The organism is Natronosporangium hydrolyticum, from assembly GCF_016925615.1.
Classification (GTDB): Bacteria; Actinomycetota; Actinomycetes; order Mycobacteriales; family Micromonosporaceae; genus Natronosporangium; species Natronosporangium hydrolyticum.
In genome coordinates, this window is record NZ_CP070499.1 from 4,300,316 (window position 1) to 4,317,551 (window position 17,236).

General features: G+C 71.1%; 13 protein-coding genes. 6 read left to right on the plus strand and 7 right to left on the minus strand.

Annotation, left to right across the window (positions count from 1 at the left end; genetic code table 11):
- Positions 1-350 precede the first annotated feature (350 nt).
- Entirely contained in the window at positions 351-1,736 is a 1,386-nt protein-coding gene (locus JQS43_RS19245) for an alpha,alpha-trehalose-phosphate synthase (UDP-forming) (protein WP_239675777.1), read from the plus strand.
- Positions 1,736-2,548, plus strand: a complete 813-nt coding sequence (gene otsB / locus JQS43_RS19250; protein WP_239675778.1) for a trehalose-phosphatase — start codon at positions 1,736-1,738, stop codon at positions 2,546-2,548. The genes JQS43_RS19245 and otsB overlap by 1 nt, the downstream gene beginning before the upstream one ends.
- Before the next feature lie 18 nt (positions 2,549-2,566).
- On the opposite strand, the gene cobA is transcribed toward otsB, so the two are convergent.
- Positions 2,567-3,805, minus strand: a complete 1,239-nt coding sequence (gene cobA / locus JQS43_RS19255; protein WP_239675779.1) for a uroporphyrinogen-III C-methyltransferase — start codon at positions 3,803-3,805, stop codon at positions 2,567-2,569.
- A gap of 89 nt (positions 3,806-3,894) precedes the next feature.
- On the opposite strand from cobA, the gene JQS43_RS19260 reads away from it, so the two are divergent.
- The gene (locus JQS43_RS19260; RefSeq protein WP_239675780.1) at positions 3,895-6,033 is read left to right on the plus strand and encodes a transglycosylase domain-containing protein; all 2,139 of its coding nucleotides are present in this window, start codon (positions 3,895-3,897) and stop codon (positions 6,031-6,033) included.
- A 12-nt stretch (positions 6,034-6,045) separates the two neighbouring features.
- Here the strand turns inward: JQS43_RS19260 and JQS43_RS19265 are convergent, their stop codons facing one another.
- The gene (locus tag JQS43_RS19265) at positions 6,046-6,615 is read right to left on the minus strand and encodes a GNAT family N-acetyltransferase (protein ID WP_239675781.1); all 570 of its coding nucleotides are present in this window, start codon (positions 6,613-6,615) and stop codon (positions 6,046-6,048) included.
- Positions 6,616-6,759: 144 nt separating this feature from the next.
- Here JQS43_RS19265 and JQS43_RS19270 point away from each other — a divergent pair, with 144 nt between their 5' ends.
- Both JQS43_RS19270 and JQS43_RS19275 read left to right on the plus strand, forming a co-directional pair.
- Positions 6,760-7,566, plus strand: coding sequence for an SURF1 family cytochrome oxidase biogenesis protein (locus tag JQS43_RS19270; RefSeq protein WP_239675782.1), 807 nt, complete (start codon positions 6,760-6,762; stop codon positions 7,564-7,566).
- Positions 7,563-8,171: a DUF1707 SHOCT-like domain-containing protein gene (locus JQS43_RS19275; protein WP_239675783.1), complete on the plus strand. Its 609-nt coding sequence runs from the start codon at positions 7,563-7,565 to the stop codon at positions 8,169-8,171. The genes JQS43_RS19270 and JQS43_RS19275 overlap by 4 nt, the downstream gene beginning before the upstream one ends.
- Here JQS43_RS19275 and JQS43_RS19280 read toward each other — a convergent pair.
- The 5 genes from JQS43_RS19280 to JQS43_RS19300 all read right to left on the minus strand — a co-directional run bounded on the left by JQS43_RS19280 (position 8,168) and on the right by JQS43_RS19300 (position 14,708).
- Complete coding sequence (locus JQS43_RS19280; protein ID WP_239675784.1) at positions 8,168-9,736, minus strand: ATP-dependent DNA ligase; 1,569 nt, start codon at positions 9,734-9,736, stop codon at positions 8,168-8,170. The two genes, JQS43_RS19275 and JQS43_RS19280, sit on opposite strands and share 4 nt — an antisense overlap.
- A gap of 20 nt (positions 9,737-9,756) precedes the next feature.
- Complete coding sequence (locus JQS43_RS19285) at positions 9,757-11,130, minus strand: dipeptidase (protein WP_239675785.1); 1,374 nt, start codon at positions 11,128-11,130, stop codon at positions 9,757-9,759.
- Positions 11,131-11,223: 93 nt separating this feature from the next.
- Complete coding sequence (locus JQS43_RS19290; RefSeq protein WP_239675786.1) at positions 11,224-12,468, minus strand: M48 family metallopeptidase; 1,245 nt, start codon at positions 12,466-12,468, stop codon at positions 11,224-11,226.
- A gap of 115 nt (positions 12,469-12,583) precedes the next feature.
- Positions 12,584-13,300 (minus strand): single-stranded DNA-binding protein, encoded by a 717-nt coding sequence (ssb, locus tag JQS43_RS19295; RefSeq protein WP_239675787.1) that lies wholly within the window; start codon positions 13,298-13,300, stop codon positions 12,584-12,586.
- 196 nt (positions 13,301-13,496) lie between these two features.
- Positions 13,497-14,708 (minus strand): beta-ketoacyl-[acyl-carrier-protein] synthase family protein, encoded by a 1,212-nt coding sequence (locus JQS43_RS19300; RefSeq protein WP_239675788.1) that lies wholly within the window; start codon positions 14,706-14,708, stop codon positions 13,497-13,499.
- A 99-nt stretch (positions 14,709-14,807) separates the two neighbouring features.
- Between JQS43_RS19300 and JQS43_RS19305 the strand changes: the two genes are divergently transcribed.
- Complete coding sequence (locus tag JQS43_RS19305; protein WP_239675789.1) at positions 14,808-15,866, plus strand: alpha/beta hydrolase; 1,059 nt, start codon at positions 14,808-14,810, stop codon at positions 15,864-15,866.
- Positions 15,867-17,236 lie beyond the last annotated feature (1,370 nt).

Below are 17,236 nucleotides of genomic sequence, written 5' to 3' on the forward strand. Positions count from 1 at the left end.
TCGCGCTACACGACCTCGACACCCTCGGACGCGCTGGCATGGCACCCCCGCCACGAGCCGACCCGGCGGTCGCCCCACGAGGCGACCGCCGGGTCGAATGCCTTGTTGGTCACGGCCTCGTGGTCGGCGGCCCGTTTGGCGAGAGTCACTAGTGAGTCCGCCCGGATCCAGGAAGAAGGGCTTAGCCGGACGATGCTCGAATGGACCCAACTGCACCAGGTGTCCCTCACCTCCCCTAAGTGACCCCATCATGCCATCACCGCGCAAGCGCGGTCACGAAGCGTATTCAGTAGGCTGGGAACCACGAGGTAGCCCCTACAGCGGGGGACGTTGGCGGAGGTGGTCTCGACGTGGCGAAACGAAGCTCGTTTGTCGTGGTGGCGAACCGGTTACCGGTCGACCGGGTCACCACCGAGGCCGGGCAGGAGTGGCGCCCCAGCCCGGGTGGGCTGGTCACCGCGCTGCACCCGGTGTTGGCCAAGCAACGGGGCACCTGGGTGGGTTGGGCCGGCGGCACCGGCGAGGCACCCGAACCGTTCGAGCTGGAGGGCATCCACCTGCACCCGGTGCCGCTGGATGCGGACGATCTTGAGCGTTATTACGAGGGACAGTCGAACGCGACGATCTGGCCGCTCTACCACGATGCGGTCGAGACCCCGGTCTACCGGCGCCGCTGGCGGGAGTCGTACCGCGAGGTGAACGCCCGATTCGCCACCGCCGTCGACAAGGTCGCCGAGCAGGGCGCCACCGTGTGGGTCCAGGACTACCAGTTGCAGCTGGTCCCAGCGATGCTCCGGGAGCGCCGGCCGGACCTACGGATCGGTTTCTTCCTGCACATTCCGTTTCCGCCGATCGAGTTGTTCATGCAGATGCCCGGTCGGGCCGAGATCCTCCGCGGGCTGCTCGGGGCCGACCTGGTCGGCTTCCAACAGCGGTTGGCGGCGCAGAACTTCGTCCGGCTGGCCCGACATCTGCTGGGCCTGCGCTACCAGGGCAACACGATCAAGGTCGACGACCGCACCGTCAAAGCTGGCGCGTTCCCGATCTCGATCGATGTCGAGGAGATGGAGAAGCTCGCCGCTACCGCGAGCGTGCAGGCCCGGGCCAAGCAGATCCGGGCCGAGCTGGGCGACCCGGAGACGGTGGTGCTCGGGGTGGACCGGCTCGACTACACCAAGGGCATCGAGCAGCGGTTCAAGGCGTTCCGGGAGCTGCTCAGCGAAGGCCGGCTGTCGGTGCCGCAGGCGGTCATGGTGCAGGTCGCCACCCCCAGCCGGGAGCGGGTCGAGCATTACCAGACGCTCCGGGTACGGGTGGAGCGTGAGGTCGGTCGGATCAACGGCGAGTTCGGGCGGGTCGGCGTCCCGGCGGTGCACTACCTGCACCAGTCGTACAGCCGTACCGAGCTGGCGGCGCTCTACTGTGCGGCGGACGTCATGATGGTGACCCCGCTGCGCGACGGGATGAACCTGGTGGCCAAGGAGTATATTGCCGCCCGGGCCGACGCTGGCGGGGCGCTGGTGCTCAGCGAGTTCGCCGGGGCGGCGACGGAGCTTCGGCAGGCGTTTCTGTGCAACCCGTACGACCCGGAGGCGGTCAAGGAGACGATGCTGCGGGCGATCACGGTCGCCCCGTCCGAGGCGAAACGGCGGATCAAGGTGATGCAGCGGCACCTGCGTAACCACGATGTCGACCGGTGGGCCCGCTCGTTCCTCGACGAGCTAGGCGGCGCCTGATGGCCTCGCCGGAGTCGACCTCGGCGGCCGGCGCCGACCCGCTGGCGTCGGAGCCGGCGCTGCGGGGCGCGCTCGACCAGCTCGCCAAGGTCCACCGGCTGCTCGTGACCAGCGATTACGACGGCGTGCTCGCGCCGATCGTCACCGATCCGGCGCGGGCCTTCCCGCTGCCGGCCGGTATCGACGCGCTGCGGAGCCTGGCCGGGTTGCCGTCGACGACGGTCGCGCTGCTCTCCGGCCGAGCCCGGGCTGACCTGGCCAAACTGGCCGAACTGGGGCCGCCGGTGCGGCTGGTCGGCGGCCACGGCGCCGAGCTGACCGAGCGGTTGCAACTCACCGACGAGCAGGCCGCGCTGCGGGAGCGGCTGGCCACCGCGCTGGCGGAGCTGGTCGCCGACTACCCCGGGGCCTGGCTGGAGGCTAAGCCGGCCAGCTTGGTGGTGCATACCCGCACGGCGGCGCCCGAGGTGGGGGCGGCGGCCCGAGCCGCGGTCCACGCCGGGCCCGGGAGCTGGCCCGGCGTCGCGCTCGGCACCGGCAAAGAAGTGGTGGAACTATCGGTGGTGAGCGCCAACAAGGGCACGGCCCTCGCCGCGCTGCGCACCGAGACCGGCGCCGATGCGGTGCTCTTTCTCGGCGACGACGTGACCGACGAGAACGCCTTCGCGGTGCTCGGCGACGCCGACGTGGGGGTCAAGGTCGGCCCCGGCGAGACCCGGGCAGGTCACCGGGTCGCGGACCCACCGGCCGCCGTCGCCGTGCTGGAGTTTCTGCGCGAGCAGCGGAGCGGGGCGGTCGCGGGTCGCAGTTGACCCGACCGGCTCAGCAGATCAGCAGGGCGGCCCCAGGTCGACCCCGGCCACGTCGCCGATGACGATCACCGCTGGAGGGCCGAGCCCGGCCTGGTCGATCGCGGCCGGTAGCTCCGCCAGCGTGGTCCGCAGTGTCCGCTGCCGGGCCGTGGTCCCGTCGGCGAGCACCGCCGCCGGCGTCTGCGGCGGCCGGCCGTGGGTCAGCAGAGTCTTCGTGATCGCCGGGGCTTGGCGCATCCCCATCAGGATGACCAGGGTGCCGCGCAGCTGGGCCAACGCCGGCCACGCCACCAACGATTCGGGGTGGTCGGGGGCGAGATGGCCGGAGACCACGACGAATTCGTGCGCCACGCCCCGGTGGGTCACCGGAATCCCGGCGGCCGCCGGCACCGCCACCGCGCTGCTGACACCCGGCACTACGGTCACCGGTACGCCGGCGGCGGCGCACGCCTGGGCTTCTTCCCCGCCGCGGCCGAAGACGTACGGGTCGCCACCCTTGAGCCGGGCCACCGACGCACCGGCCAGCGCCCGGTCGACCAGAATCCGGTTGATCTCTTCCTGGGTTCGGGACGGGCCGTACGGGATCTTGGCCGCGTCGACCAGCTCGACCTCCGGGCGGAGCTCGTCGAGCAGCAGCCCGGGGACGAGCCGGTCGGTGACGACGACGTCGGCCTCGGTGAGTAGCCGGCGGCCGCGGGCGGTGATCAGGTCAGGGTCCCCAGGGCCGGCGCCGATCAGGGCCACGCTGCCCACCCCGCCGCGGACCAGCCGGGCCCGGGTGGCGCCCGGCTGGTAGCTCAGGCTGCCGTCCACCAGTCCTTGCCGGACCGCGTCGCGCAGCCCAGCCGCCCGCTGCGGGTTGCCGCCGCCGAGCACCGCCACGGTGACCGGTCCGTGCCGGGCGACCGCCGGGGTCCAGGCGGTGGCGGCGTGCCGGTCGTCGGCGCGCACACAGAAGATGCGCCGCTGCTCGGCCGCCTCGCTGACCTCCGCCGCCGCCGCCGGATCGTCGATCGCCACCTGGACCAGCCACACTTCGGCCAGGTCATCGGGGGTGAACCGGCGCGGCAGCCAGGTCAGCTGCCCGGCCGTCACCAGGCTCTGCAGCGCGGGGGTCAGGGTGGGCGAGACCAGCACGACCTGCGCCCCACACGTCAACAGCGCCGGCACCCGGCGGGTGGCGACCGCCCCGCCGCCCACCACCAACACGCGCCGGCCGGTCAGCCGCAACCCCAGCGGATACAGCGGGTCGGTCATGCCACCTCCTGAAAAGACGCACCCTAGATTACCGCCGAGAATCACTCGCTTTTGACATGAGAAAACGTCATTTGTCGTACATTAAGGCGGTGTTGGGACGCATCCGCTCCGCTACCGGCCGAGCGACACCGCTGGTTCGTACCGCGTTGCTCGCCGGTGTCATCGTCGCTGCCGTGCTGTTCCCGATCGCCGCGATCGGTGGGCTAGCGGTCAAGTCCGGCGCCGACCTCATCGACGAGGTGCCGACCGAGTTGACCGCCGTCCGGCCAGCCCAGACCACCTATGTCTACGCCAGTGACGGCGAGACCCTGCTGACCAGCTTCTACGAAGAGCACCGCGCCTACGTGCCGATCACCGAGATGTCACCGTACATCCAGCAGGCGATCGTCGCCGCCGAGGACACCCGGTTCTACGAACACGACGGGGTCGACCCGCGCGGCGTCGCCCGCGCCTTCATCGCCAACACTCAGGCCGGCGACGTCGCGCAGGGCGGCTCCACCCTCACCATGCAGTACGTCCGGATGGCGCTGCGGGACGGCGCGGAGACCCCCACCGAGGTACGGGAGGCGACCGAGCAGTCTGCTACCCGCAAGGTACGCGAGGCGCAGTACGCAGTGGAGGTCGAGAAGGAGCTGAGCAAGGCGGAGATCCTGGAGCGTTACCTCAACCACGCCTACTTCGGCCACCGGGCGTACGGGATCTTCGCCGCCGCCGAGATCTTCTTCTCCAAGCATCCCCGCGACCTGACCCTGGTCGAGTCGGCGGTCCTCGCCGGCCTGGTGCAGGCGCCCTCGGCGTACGACCCGGTGACCCAGGACCAGCAGGCCGCGATCGAACGGCGCAACTGGGTGATCGACCGGATGGCCGAGCTCGGCTACGTCGCCCCGAGAGTCGCCGAGCAGGAGAAGCGCAAACCGATCGAGCTGAACACCAGCACCCCGCCGAACGACTGCGTGTCGGTGCCCACCGACCACAACGACTGGGGATTCTTCTGCGATCTGTTCCGGCGCTGGTGGCTGTCGCAGGAGGCGTTCGGTGACAACCCCCTGCAGCGGCAGGACGCGCTGCGCCGTGGCGGCTACGAGATCGTCACCTCGATCGACCCGGACGTGCAGGAAACCATGCAGGGCCATGTCGTGTCCAAGGAGCCGACCGGCAGCCCCTTCGCCCACGGGGCGGTGGCGATCGAGCCCGGCACCGGGCTGGTCAAGGGCATGGCGGTCAACCGCAACTTCGCCCTGAACGCCGCCGAGGACGCGACCGTGGACGACATCGCGGGGAACTACCCGGACACGGTCGCGCCGCTGCTAGGCGGCGGGGAGCTCGCCGGTTACCAGGCCGGTTCGACCTTCAAATGGTTCGTGCTGCTCGCCGCGCTCGACGCCGGCCTGCCGATGGACACCCGGATCAGCTCCCCGCACCAGTACGTCTCCAGCTACCCCAGCGGCGGGCCGGCGAGCTGCGGCGGCTACTGGTGCCCCCGCAACGCCAGCCCGGAGATGGCCGGCAACCACGGCATGTGGTCCGGCTTCGGCCAGTCAGTCAACACCTACTTCGTACAGCTGCAGGAGCTGGTCGGGGCCGGCGCGGCGGTACGGATGGCGGAGAACCTGGGGCTGACCTGGCGCACCGAGGTCGACCAGACCCACGCGTCGCCGGACCGCGCCGACGGGTGGGGGCCGTTCACCCTGGGCGTCTCCGACGCTAACCCGTTGGAGATGGCGAACGCCTACGCGGTCGCAGCGGCCGACGGCAACTACTGCGAACCGCTCCCGGTGGTCTCGATCAAGGACCGGGACGGGCACGAGGTCACCTACACCGACGAGCACGGCAACCAGGTGCCCGTCTCGGAGCCGCGGTGCCGGCAGGCGGTGACCCCCGAAGTGGCCCGGGCCGCGACGGACATCGCGCTCTGCCCGACCGGCAGCGGCGCGGCAACCGGCAGCTGCGGCGGCTGGGCGACCGCCGAACCGGTCTCCGACATCGTCGGCCGCCCGGTCGCCGGCAAGACCGGGACGACCGACGACAACCGGACCGCATGGATGGTCGGTTATACCCCGGAGCTGGCGGTGGCGGCGTTCACCGCCGATCCGGACAACCCGATGAACGCCGCCGGCGGCGGCCGGGCATCGCAGTCGATCCTGACCGTCTCGGAGACGCTCCGGGACGCCCTGCGGGGCGAACCGGTCACCGACTTCGAACCGCCGCCCCGCTCGATCATCCGGTAGCGCGGGCGCGGATCAGCGCAGGTCGGCGGTGACCAGCGACCACACTTCGAGATCCACTCGACCGGTGTGCAGGTGGCCGGCGTTGCGCAGCAGCCCCTCGTAGGTGAAGCCGGCCTTCTCCGCGACCCGGCGGGAAGCCACGTTGCCCGGCGCCACCCGCAGCTCCACCCGCTGAAATCCGTGTTCGAGCAACAGCGCGATCGCCAACGCGTCGACCGCCTCGGCCGCCAAGCCGAAGCCCCGCGCGTGCGGCGCCACCGCGTACGCCACCTCGGTGACCCGGGACCGCCAGTCGGTGTGGGTGGTCCAGAGGCATCCCACCAGCGTGTCGTCCTCCCGCCGGACGACCCCGTAATGGTCACCGTCGCCGCGGGAACGATGCGCCGCCGCATCCTCGGTGCACCAGGCGAGCGCGTCGAACTCCCCGTGATCTGGTCGCACCGGCAGCCAGCGTTGGGTCTGTTTGTCCGCGAAGACCTCCGCCACTGTCGCCGCGTCCGCCACGGTCAGCTGCCGGATCTGCAGCCGGGGCGTCGCCACGGTCAAGCTTGGGAACGTGGGCAGCGTCGCCTGTCCGCTCACCGGTCACCCCTCTGCTCACGAATCCGCACTAATCCACCTTTCGCGCCGCGGGCGACGATACCGCACCGGACCGCCATCGACGGACCGGCGAGTTACCCGGCTCCCCCGACTGAGTAGCTCCCCCGGCTGAGTAACCTTGCCCCCGTGTACCGGTTCCTGTTCTCACCCCGCTGGCTGGGCGGACTAGCTGCCACGCTGGTGCTCGCGTTGGTCATGACGCTCCTCGGGGTCTGGCAGCTGCAGCGGTATGAACATCGCAGCGAGATCAACCAACGGATCGACGCCGCCGAAGCGGGCGAAGCCGCTCCGCTCACTAGTCTCCTACCCGCCCCGGAGCCAGCCAACCAGGTAGGCCCACCGCCACCCGCCGACGCCGGCTGGGCCATGGTCACCGCGACCGGCCAGTACGACCCGGCACAGGAGGTGCTCGTCCGCAGCCGCACCGTCGAGGGGCGGGTCGGTGTCGAGGTGGTCACACCGCTTCGGCTCAGCGACGGCACCGCGGTGCTGATCGACCGGGGCTGGGTGCCGCCAGCGGAGACCGGTGCGGCCGACCGGCCGGACGCCCCGGCCCCGCCCGCGGGCGAGGTCACGGTGACCGGCTGGGTCCGACCCAGCGAACGCCCCGACCAGGTCGAGCGCCGCGACGGGGACCTGCACACCCGGCGGATCGACGCCGCCACGCTCGCCGAGCACCTGCCCTACCCCGTCTACGACGGCTACCTGCTGCTCGCAGACCAGGATCCGCCGGTGGACGAGGCGTTCACCCTGGTGCCGCCGCGGCGGGAAAACAGCTGGCTGAACGCCGGGTACGCCGGCCAGTGGTGGATCTTCGCCGGGCTGGTGCTGTTCGGCTACGGCTGGGTCGCCCGCCGCGAAGCCCACCGCGACCACAGCGGGCACACCTCCGGCGCCGGCAGCTCGACCGCCAGCGCTACCGTAACGGCATGACCGACCCACGCTCCTCTGTGCCGCCCGGCCAGCCATCGCCGCCCGGACAGCCGCACTTCGGCAATCAGCAGCCATCGCCCGAACAGTGGCCGCCGGCGGAGTCCGATCGGAAGGTCGTCGCCGACCGGCTGCGGATCGCGGTCGATGAGGGCCGACTGGACCTGATGGAGTACGACCGGCGGCTGCGCGCCGCCGAGTCGGCGGGCACCATGGTCGAACTCCACTCGGTCGTCGGCGACCTACCCACCCCCGCCGAGCAGGTGCTCACCCAGATCGGCGAGATCACCATCACCCAGACAACAGTGCACACTCCGAACGGGCCAATCCCGTTGCGGGGCGCCCAGTGGCTCGGTCAGGACCACTGGCACCACGAACAGAAGATCGCCACCTGGGGGATCGTGCTGGCGGTCGTGCTCTTCTTCTGCATCGGCCCATTCAGCCTGCTCTTCCTGCTGGCTAAAGAGTCCCGCTACTCCGGCACGGTAGATGTGACGGTCAGCAGCGGTTCCCGCCAATACACCGCGCGGATCCCGATCCAGAGTCACCAGCACGCCCACCACGTCCACCAGCAGGTCACCTACGCGCGTTCGCTGTCGAGCGGCTAGCTCGGCGTCGCGTCCGTGCCGTGGCTGGCGAGGTAGATCCGCCGCACCGCCTCGATAGTGTCGGCCTCGGCGGCGGGTTTGTCCTCCCGGTAGCGCAACACCCGGGCGAACCGGAGCGCCACCCCACCCGGGTAACGGTCGCTGCGCTGGACCCCGTCGAAGGCGATCTCCACCACCAGCTCCGGCCGGACCCGGACCAGCCACTCGGTGGACGCCACCGCCAACCCCCGCAGCCGCTCGGTCTGCCACCGCAACAGCTCGTCGGTGAGCCCTTTGAAGGTCTTGCCGAGCATCACGAAGCTACCGCCCTCGGCATCCCGGGCGCCCAGGTGCAGGTTCGACAGCCAGCCATGCCGGCGGCCGTGCCCCCACTCCGCGGCCAGCACCACCAGATCCAGCGTGTGCCGTGGCTTCACCTTCACCCAGGCGCTGCCCCGACGGCCAGCGTCATATCCGGCGGCGAGGGACTTCACCACCACCCCCTCCTGGCCAGCGGCGACCGCAGCGGCGAACCGGGCCGCCGCCTCGTCGTCGTCTGCCACGGTCGCCCGCGACACCCGCCGATCCGGCGGCAGCGACGCCACCAGCGCGGCCGACCGTTCCGCGAGCGGCCGATCCAGCAGATCCTCCCCGTCCAGGTGCAAGATGTCGAAGAAGAACGGGCTCAGGCCCGCCGGCCCGGCGGCCGGTGACGCCGCCACCCGCTCCGACCGCAGCCGGGTCGCGGCCCGGCCGGAGGTCTCCTGGAACGGCCGGGGCCGCCCGGCCGCGTCCAGCGCCAACGCCTCGCCGTCGAGCACCGCCTGCCGCACCGGCAGCTCGCGAGCCGCCGCCACCACCTCCGGCATCCGGTCGGTGATCACATCGAGGCTCCGGCTGAAGACCGCGATCTGCTCACCCTCCACATGCACCTGGATCCGCACTCCGTCGAGCTTCACGTCGACCAGCGCCGGAGCGCCGGTGGTAGCGAGCGCCGCTGCCGGGGTGGCGGCGCTCGCCGCCAACATCGGCGCCAACGGTGTGCCCACCCGCAGCGCGAAACCCGCCAGCCCTGCCGCCCCATCGGTCAACGCGGCGACCGCCACCGCCGGCAGATCCCCGGCGAGCAGCAACGCCCGCCGGACCGCTGGCGCGCTCACGCCGCCGGCCCGCGCGACCGCCTCCACCAGCACACCGGCGGCCGCACCCTGCCGAAGCTCCCCGCTGAACAGGCCACGCAGCAGCACCTGCTCCGGGACGGTAGCGGCGGCGAAGAGTCGGTCGAGGGCGGCCCGCCGGCGGGACCTGGAGCCGGCGCCCGCGACCGCCGCGAGCTCGGTCGCCGCCCGGTCGACATCGGCCACGGTCAGGCTCGCCGACTCGGCCGGCGGCGGCAACGACTGCAGGCTGGCCCAGCCCACGCCGGTCTGCCGCTGCCGCAACTCGCCGCTGAGGAAAGCGGCGCCGGCCTCGATCTCGGTCGGCGCCAGCCGCCGCAGCGCCGTAGCCAACAGCTCGACCTTCGCCTTCCGGCTGGTCGTGGCCGCCACCGCCGCCGACGCCTCCGCCAACGCTACGAACTCCACCCCACCATGGTGGCAGCCGGCTACGACGAAACTGGCCGCCGCAGCGCCGTGGCGAGATTGTTGAGCAGCAACGCCTCACCGAGACAGATCCGGGCGAACTCGGCGATGTCGAGGCTCTCGTTCGGCCCATGGATCCGGGAGTACGGGTCGCCGATACCGGTGACCAGGATCGCCGCCTCGGGGAAGTTCTCCTGGAAGGTCGCGATGAACGGGATCGACCCGCCGATCCCGACGTCGACCGGCTCGGCGCCGTCCCAGGCGACCCGGAACGCGTCACGGGCCGCCGGGTACGCATCCCCCTCGGTGTCGATGGTGCAGGCCTCCCCGTCCGCCTCCAACGTCACCGTGACCGCCGCCCCCCACGGCGTGTGGTCGCGCAGATGGGCCGCCACTGCCTCGTACGCCGCCTTCGGGTCCTGGCCCGGGGCGATCCGCAGGCTCAGCTTCGCCTTCGCGCTCGGCACCAGGGCGTTGGGCGCCTCCCCGGTCCGCGGCGCGTCGATGCCGAGCACCGAGAGCGCCGGCTTCGCCCACATCCGCTCGACCAGCGAACCCTCCCCGACGAACGCCACCCCGTCGAGCATCCCGGCCTCGGCGCGCAGCCGGTCCGACGGGTACTCGAGCGGACCGGCGGCGGCGCGGGAGAGCCCGGCGACCGCCACCTCCCCGGCGTCGTCGTGCAGCGAGGCGAGCAGCCGCGCCAAGGTGGTGAGGGCGTCGGGGACGGCGCCGCCGAACATCCCGGAGTGCACCGCCGACTCCAACGTCTGCACCTCAACGAAGAGGTTGACCAACCCCCGTAGCGAGGTGGTGAGCGCCGGCACGCCGATGTCCCAGTTGCCGGAGTCCGCGATGACGATCACGTCCGCGGTGAGGTCGTCACGGTAGGTCTTGATCAGCTCTTCGAGGGTGGCCGAGCCGTACTCCTCCTCGCCCTCGGCGAAGACGACGACGCCCACCGGCAGCTGGTCGCCGAACGCCCGAAGCGCCGCGACGTGGGCGAGCACCCCGGCCTTGTCGTCGGTGACCCCACGCCCATAGAGCCGACCGTCCCGCTCGGTCACCGTGAACGGGTTGCTGCGCCACTGCGCCTCGTCGCCGATCGGCTGGACGTCGTGGTGGGCGTAGAGCAGCACGGTGGGGGCGCCGGGCGGGGCCGGCCGCCGGCCGATCACCGCGGGCTGGCCCTCGCCGGCCCGGACGATCTCGGTGCTGAGCCCGCAGCCGCGCAGCAGCTCGGCGGTCAGCTCGGCGGATCGCTGCACGTGGGCGGGGTCGAATTCGGGGAAGGAGATGCTCGGCACGGCGACCAGGCGGGCCAGGTCGGCGTGCACGCCCGGGAGCTCCCGCGTGATCGCCGCCCGGAGCTCGGTCTCGGTCAGGGGTACGGTCATGGCCGCCATCCTACGAGTGGATCACCGGCCGCGGGCGGCGGCGAGCCGCCGGGCAGGGCGAACAGCCCTGGTCGCCCTGCCCGACGACGTCGATCAGCGCTGGTCGTCGTGGCCGTTGGGGGCGCCACCTGCGGCGTCGCGCGCCGAGCGGCCCGCCGCCGACATCCAATCCTTGACCTTGCCGGCGCCCGATCCGACCCACGCCCCCAGGTCGGTCGCCCCGTCGCCGACCCGCCGCAGCAACTTGAAGAGCGGATCTTCCGAACGGGTGAAAGATTCGCGGTACGAGTCGGCGGCCTGCTTCACGTCCTCGGTCATGGAGGCGGTGGCGTCGTCCTCCCGGAGCGGGTACTCACCGGCGAGGATCCGCTGGTACGCACCCGAGTCGAGCCACCGGCGGATCTCCGCCGCCCGGGCGACCGGCATGGGGTGGGACCGGAACGCGACCATCAATAGCTTGAGGACGCTGTCTCGCAGATCACCGGCGCGCTCGAACTCCGCTGCCTGCTCCAGGAACGCCGTAGTGTCCACCTCGGAGAGATCGCCGCCGCCGGCGAGCTTCATCGACAGCCGCAACGACGCCGCCGGGTCCTGGCAGGCGAGCAGCCCGGCCCGGTCGGCCGAGAGCTCTGCCTTGCGCCACCACTCGTACAGCGCGGCGATGATTCCGTAGAGGACCATCGCCCCGATCGGGAACCACGCCATCCGCAGCATGGCGTTGGTCAAGACGATGATCATCGTCCGGTAGACGGCGTGCCCGGAAAGCACATGACCCAGCTCGTGCCCGAGCAGGCACCGTAGCTCATCGTCGTCGGCCAGCTCGATCATGCCGGTGTTTACCACGATGAACGGCTGCTTCATGCCGACGGCCATAGCGTTGAGGCTGCGGTCGTTCTGCACGTACAGCTCCGGCAGCTCGGTGACATCCAGCGAGGTGGCGGCCTCGGCGTAGAGCCGGTGCAACCGTGGATACTGCCGATGGTCCACCTTGATCGACCCGCCGAGGAACTGCAGCCGCCAGGCACGCTCATTCCACAGCCCGGCGATCGCCTTCAGCACCTCGTCGAAGCCCCGCAACTCCCGCAACGCGGTGAGGGCACCCCGGTCGGCCGGGTGCTCCCAGGCGCGCGAGCTGATGCCGGTGAGCACCACCCGACGCTTGGCCGGCGGTGAAGCTGGCACGTCGGTAGCGCCCCCGGTGGTAGCACCGGCCGGCCCGCCGTGGGCCTTCTTGCCCTTCTTGCCACCCTTGGACTTGGCGTCCTGCTTGGTGGCTTTCTTGTCGCCCTTGTTGCCGTCGCTGCCGGGCTGCTTGCCCTGGTGATCACCGTCAGCCATCGCCGCCTCCTGCCACTGCTCCGGAGCCGATAGTCCCCCACCAGAGGGTGAAGCGTCCACCCGCAGCCCCGGCGAGCCGCGGGTGGACGACCCGAGCCATCGACAACGGCGCAGCTCAGGCCGGATCCGACGGGGTGTCGGCCGGATCTGGGGCCGCCTGCCACGGCGCCCCCGGCTCAGCGACCGCACCGGCCAGCGACCGCGCCGCCGCAGCCCCGGCCCCCGCGTCTGAGGCCTCGGACGCGGCCTCAGACGAAGCCGCAGCGGAGGCGGTTGCCCGCTCCCGGGCCGGCGCGGCAGGCGGGTCGACCACATCGACAACCTCGGTCATCGACGGCGGGTCGTCCGGCCGGTAGGGGGTATCGTCGAAGCGACTCGGTGCCTGCTCGCTCGGCACCGGCTCCGTCACCTCGCCCCCGACCCGCTGCTGCGTTTGCCGATCTTCCACCATGCTGGTCGACGTGGTCACCTTCACCCGTTCGAACCGGTTACGCCCACGGCTCAGGTCATGGCCGACGGAGGTCGCTTCAAGCTCATACTGGATGCGCTTGACCCCCTCGTCGTCCACCCAATCGCGGGTGTAGAAGCGGCCGATCACAAGCAACGGGTCGCCGACCGTCACCGAGGCGAACACGTTGCTGGCCAACTGTCGCCAACAGACGATCCGCACCCGAAGTGAATTGCCATCGACCCACTGGCCGGTCTCGCGATTGAGTCGCCGCGCGGTGGAGGCCAGCTTGAAGGTGGTCACCAGCGCCCCGGTGTTGTTGGTCCGCCGCCACTCCGGGGCGGTCAGCACATTGCCGATGATGGTTAGCTGCGTCTCGTACATTGATGTCGTCCTCGGTCTCGTCGGCCGCCGTGGCTGAGCCGCCCGTCCGATCGCGGCCAGCTCGACGCCAGCGTGGACGAACCGCCAGGGTCCGCACCAGTGGCGATCCGCAGCCCTGTGGACAACGGGCCGGTTGTGGACAACCGTCCGCTCCCGGTGCTGATCTGGTATGGGCGGCGGCCGGTCGCCCGCCTGGTCAGGCGGGCACGAAGAGCAACGAGCCGTTGTGGCCGCCGAACCCGAACGAATTCGTCACCGCGGGCGCGGGCCGCCACGGCCGGGGCGTGAGCACCACATCGACCGGACAGTCTTCGGCCACCGCCGTGGTGCCGACGGTGGGCGGAATCGTCCGGTGGGCGAAGGTGAGCGCCAGCGCCACCGCCTCGATCGCCCCGGCCGCCGCCTGTGGATGACCGGTCACCCCCTTCACCGATGTCACCGCTGGCGCGGCCCCGTGAAACAACCGGGCGATCGCCTGCGCCTCGGTCGCGTCATTCTGAGGTGTCGAGGTGCCGTGCGCGTTGACGTGGACCACATCGTCGGGTGCCACTCCGGCGTCGCGCAGCGCCGCCCGCATACACGCGAGCGCGCCCCGCCCGGTCGGCTCCGGCGCGGTCAAATGGTGAGCGTCGGCGGTGGCCGCGGCCCCGGCGATCTCAGCGTAGGCACGCACCCCACGAGCGGCCGCGTGTCTCGCCTCCTCCAACACCAGCACCGCCGCCCCCTCGGCCACGCAGAAGCCGTCCCGTGCCTGGTCGAACGGGCGGGACACGCCGCTGCTGGACAACGCCCGCAGGTTGGTGAACGCGGCCACGTTGGTGTCGGTCAGTGCGGCCTCCGCGCCACCGGCGAGCGCCACCTCTGCCCGCCCGGCCGCGACCCATCGGGCAGCGCCACCGATCGCGTGCGTGCCGGTAGCGCAGGCGGTAGAGATCGCCTCACACGGGCCCTGCAGGTCCCAGCGCATCGACGCCGCCGCCGCGGCGGCGTTCGGCATCACCAACGGCACCGTCAACGGTGAGACCGCCTGCTCGCCCCGCTCCGCTCGCACCACGGCCTGCGACTCCCAGGTCGCCGCGCCGCCGATGCCGCTACCGATCAGCACTGCGCCGCGCTCCGGATCCAGCTCCGGCAACGGTCCAGCGGTCGCCGGGTCGGAGAGGAAGCCAGCGTCGGTCAACGCCTGCGCGGCGGCGGCGAGGCCGAACTGGGCGAACCGGTCCAACCGCCGCGCCGCCACCCGGGTGAGCCCCCACTGCGCCGGGTCGAAGTCCGGGACCCTGCGCACCACCGCCGACTCCGCACCTCGCATCAGACCAGCCCAGAACTGCTCCGGGCCGGTGCCGCCGGGCGCCACCACTCCCACCCCGGTGATCATCACCCGCCGGCCGCCATGCGATTCAATCAATGGAACGTCTCCTCCCGCGCGATACCGTACGCCCACCGGTACCGGGTGCTCCGCACCGCCCACATACGGTAACGCCCGACCCACGGTAGCGTCAGTCCCGTGGAACCAGATCTGCTCGGCCCTCCGTACGAACAGCGCACGCTCGAGTTCGAGCCCGACGATGAGGGCCCGGTCGTCGCCACGCTGATCCGGCGCCGCGCCCCGCACCCGAGCCGCCGGGCGGTGCTGTGGGTGCACGGATGGTCGGACTACTTCTTCCAGACCCACGTCGCCGACTTCTTCATCGGCCAGGGTTACGACTTCTATGCGCTGGACCTCCGTAAGCACGGCCGCAGCCTGCGCCCACACCAGACCGCCACGTTCTGCCGCGACCTCACCGAATACTTTCCGGAACTCGACGAAGCAGCCCGGATCATCCGTACCGTGGACGAGCACGACACCCTGGTGCTCGCCGCACACTCCACGGGCGCGCTCACCACCGCGCTCTGGGCGCACCAACGCCGCCCGAGCCGACCGGCCGACGCGCTCTTCTTCAACAGCCCGTTCTTCGACCTGCACCTTCCCGCATGGGCCCGACCCCCACTGGAGGTCACCGCCGGCGAACTGGCCCGCCGCCGCCCGTACGGGGCGGTGCGGCGACCGCTATACCCGGTGTACGGGCACAGTTTGCACGTCGACTACCGAGGCGAATGGTCCTACGATCTGGCGTGGAAACCGATCGGTGGCTTCCCCGTCCGGTATGGCTGGTACGCCGCGGTCCGGGCCGGGCAACGCCGGTTGCAGGCCGGGCTCTCGATCGACGTGCCGGTCCTCGTCGCCTGCTCTACCCGGTCACTGCGGACCCTGACCTGGCGCGAACTCGCCCGCCGCTGCGACACCGTCCTGGATGTCGACGACATCACCCGCTGGACACCGATGCTCGGTCGGCTCGTCACCCTGCTGCGGATACCGGGCGGGATGCACGACCTCACGCTTTCGGCCGCCCCGGTACGGACTCACCTGTTCACCGAACTCGCACGTTGGCTGCGCGGCTACGGGGGCGGGGAACCGCCGGCGAGCCCGCGGTCGGTGCTGGCGGCGGCTCCGTCGACGACCGCACCGGCCCCGCCGGCAGCACCTCCCAACGACCCCGACGGCGTACCAGCAGATCGGGGCTGAGCAGCCGCGGCGCCCGGGCGAAAAACATCCGGTCCACCGCCCGCCGCACCTTCTGCAGCCCGACCGGAGACTCGGTGCCGGTGAAGATGACCATGTCCCGGGTGGGTACGCCGACCACCAGCTCACCCGGCACGGCCCCGGCCAGCTCCTCCCAGAACGAGTGGGCCAGCAGCACGCTCGACTCCAGCCCGTCGAAGCCAAGCAGCAGCGCCGGCGGTTGCCCCAGCACCTCCACCCGGTCCAGCGACCGGTAAAGATTCGCCGCGGCCGCGCTGCGCAGCTGCGGCCGGGAGAGACCGCTGCGGTCGAACTCCTCCCAGCTCAGCAGGGTCCGGCCATACCTCGGCCCAGGGCTGTACGCCACCGCGAGCTCCGCGACGAATGGTTCGCACAGGCAGGCCGAGCGAACCCGCGGATCGTCATGGCGCACCACCACCGGGAGGTACGTGGCACGAGTCACCTGCACGAATAACAACTTAGTAACAACGGCGCGGCGCGTCTAGAGCTGCGCTGCGGCTGGACGCGCCGTCCAACCCGGAACACTTACCCGCTGCTGGCTGGATGACCCACCCGCCGCCCTCTCACCCGCTAACTCCTCACTCGACGATCTTCGATAGCTGAGCGCGGCGGCAGTGGTCCCGGCTGCGCGGCCTACGAGCGCTGCTAGCACAAACGGAGCGGGATTGAAATTGGAATGCTTGACCACCGTGCCCGCCGCAGGCGAGCTGATCCGGCCGGAGCGTTTGCTTTGCTTACGCATACGCCATCTGTCGGGCTGTCGGGCTGCAAGATCGGCGGGAAGATCGTCTCGCCCGACTTGGTGGGTCGAGTGGCGCCTGATTTGCCAGTATGAATCTAGTTTGTCGCCGTAGTGGATCACCACTCACCCGACCAAGCGGCCGACAATATTGACCCCCGGGCGCAAGGGGATCTGCTGACAAGCCCGTGACCCAATACAGACTTCCGTCGGACGCGATCCCGGCGCGAGTCAGCCGGCGGCAGGGAGGACCGGCGCCACAAGTCGGCGGCCCGGAGGCAGCTCAGCGCCCCTCCCAGCCACGCTTCTTGCTGTCACTGCCCGTCTTGAATTGACCAGCAGAGTCCTGTACGACTCTGCTGGTCAATTAAGACAAGCCTGCGCCCTGGCGAGACGTTCTGCTGCGACTAGGTGGTGTCCGGTGTGGACAATGCCCGGGCCGCCACTCGACCCACCGGGCGAATTGAGCGGCGCCCCTGCCAACCCTGACATGGTTGGGCAGGGAGGGATCTTGCGTACGGAAAAGTCGGATATTCCGGCGTACAAGATCCCCCTGCCCAACCATGTCGGAAATGCCGTGGTCTCGCAGCCGCGCGCAGGACACCAGTTCAGC

Bases quoted from the DNA above. Each gene is read 5' to 3' on its own strand.
- JQS43_RS19285 (WP_239675785.1), bottom strand. From the start codon at position 11,130: ATGACCGTACCCCTGACCGAGACCGAGCTCCGGGCGGCGATCACGCGG.
- otsB (WP_239675778.1), top strand. From the start codon at position 1,736: ATGGCCTCGCCGGAGTCGACCTCGGCGGCCGGCGCCGACCCGCTGGCG.
- JQS43_RS19290 (WP_239675786.1), bottom strand. From the start codon at position 12,468: ATGGCTGACGGTGATCACCAGGGCAAGCAGCCCGGCAGCGACGGCAAC.
- JQS43_RS19275 (WP_239675783.1), top strand. From the start codon at position 7,563: ATGACCGACCCACGCTCCTCTGTGCCGCCCGGCCAGCCATCGCCGCCC.
- ssb (WP_239675787.1), bottom strand. From the start codon at position 13,300: ATGTACGAGACGCAGCTAACCATCATCGGCAATGTGCTGACCGCCCCG.
- cobA (WP_239675779.1), bottom strand. From the start codon at position 3,805: ATGACCGACCCGCTGTATCCGCTGGGGTTGCGGCTGACCGGCCGGCGC.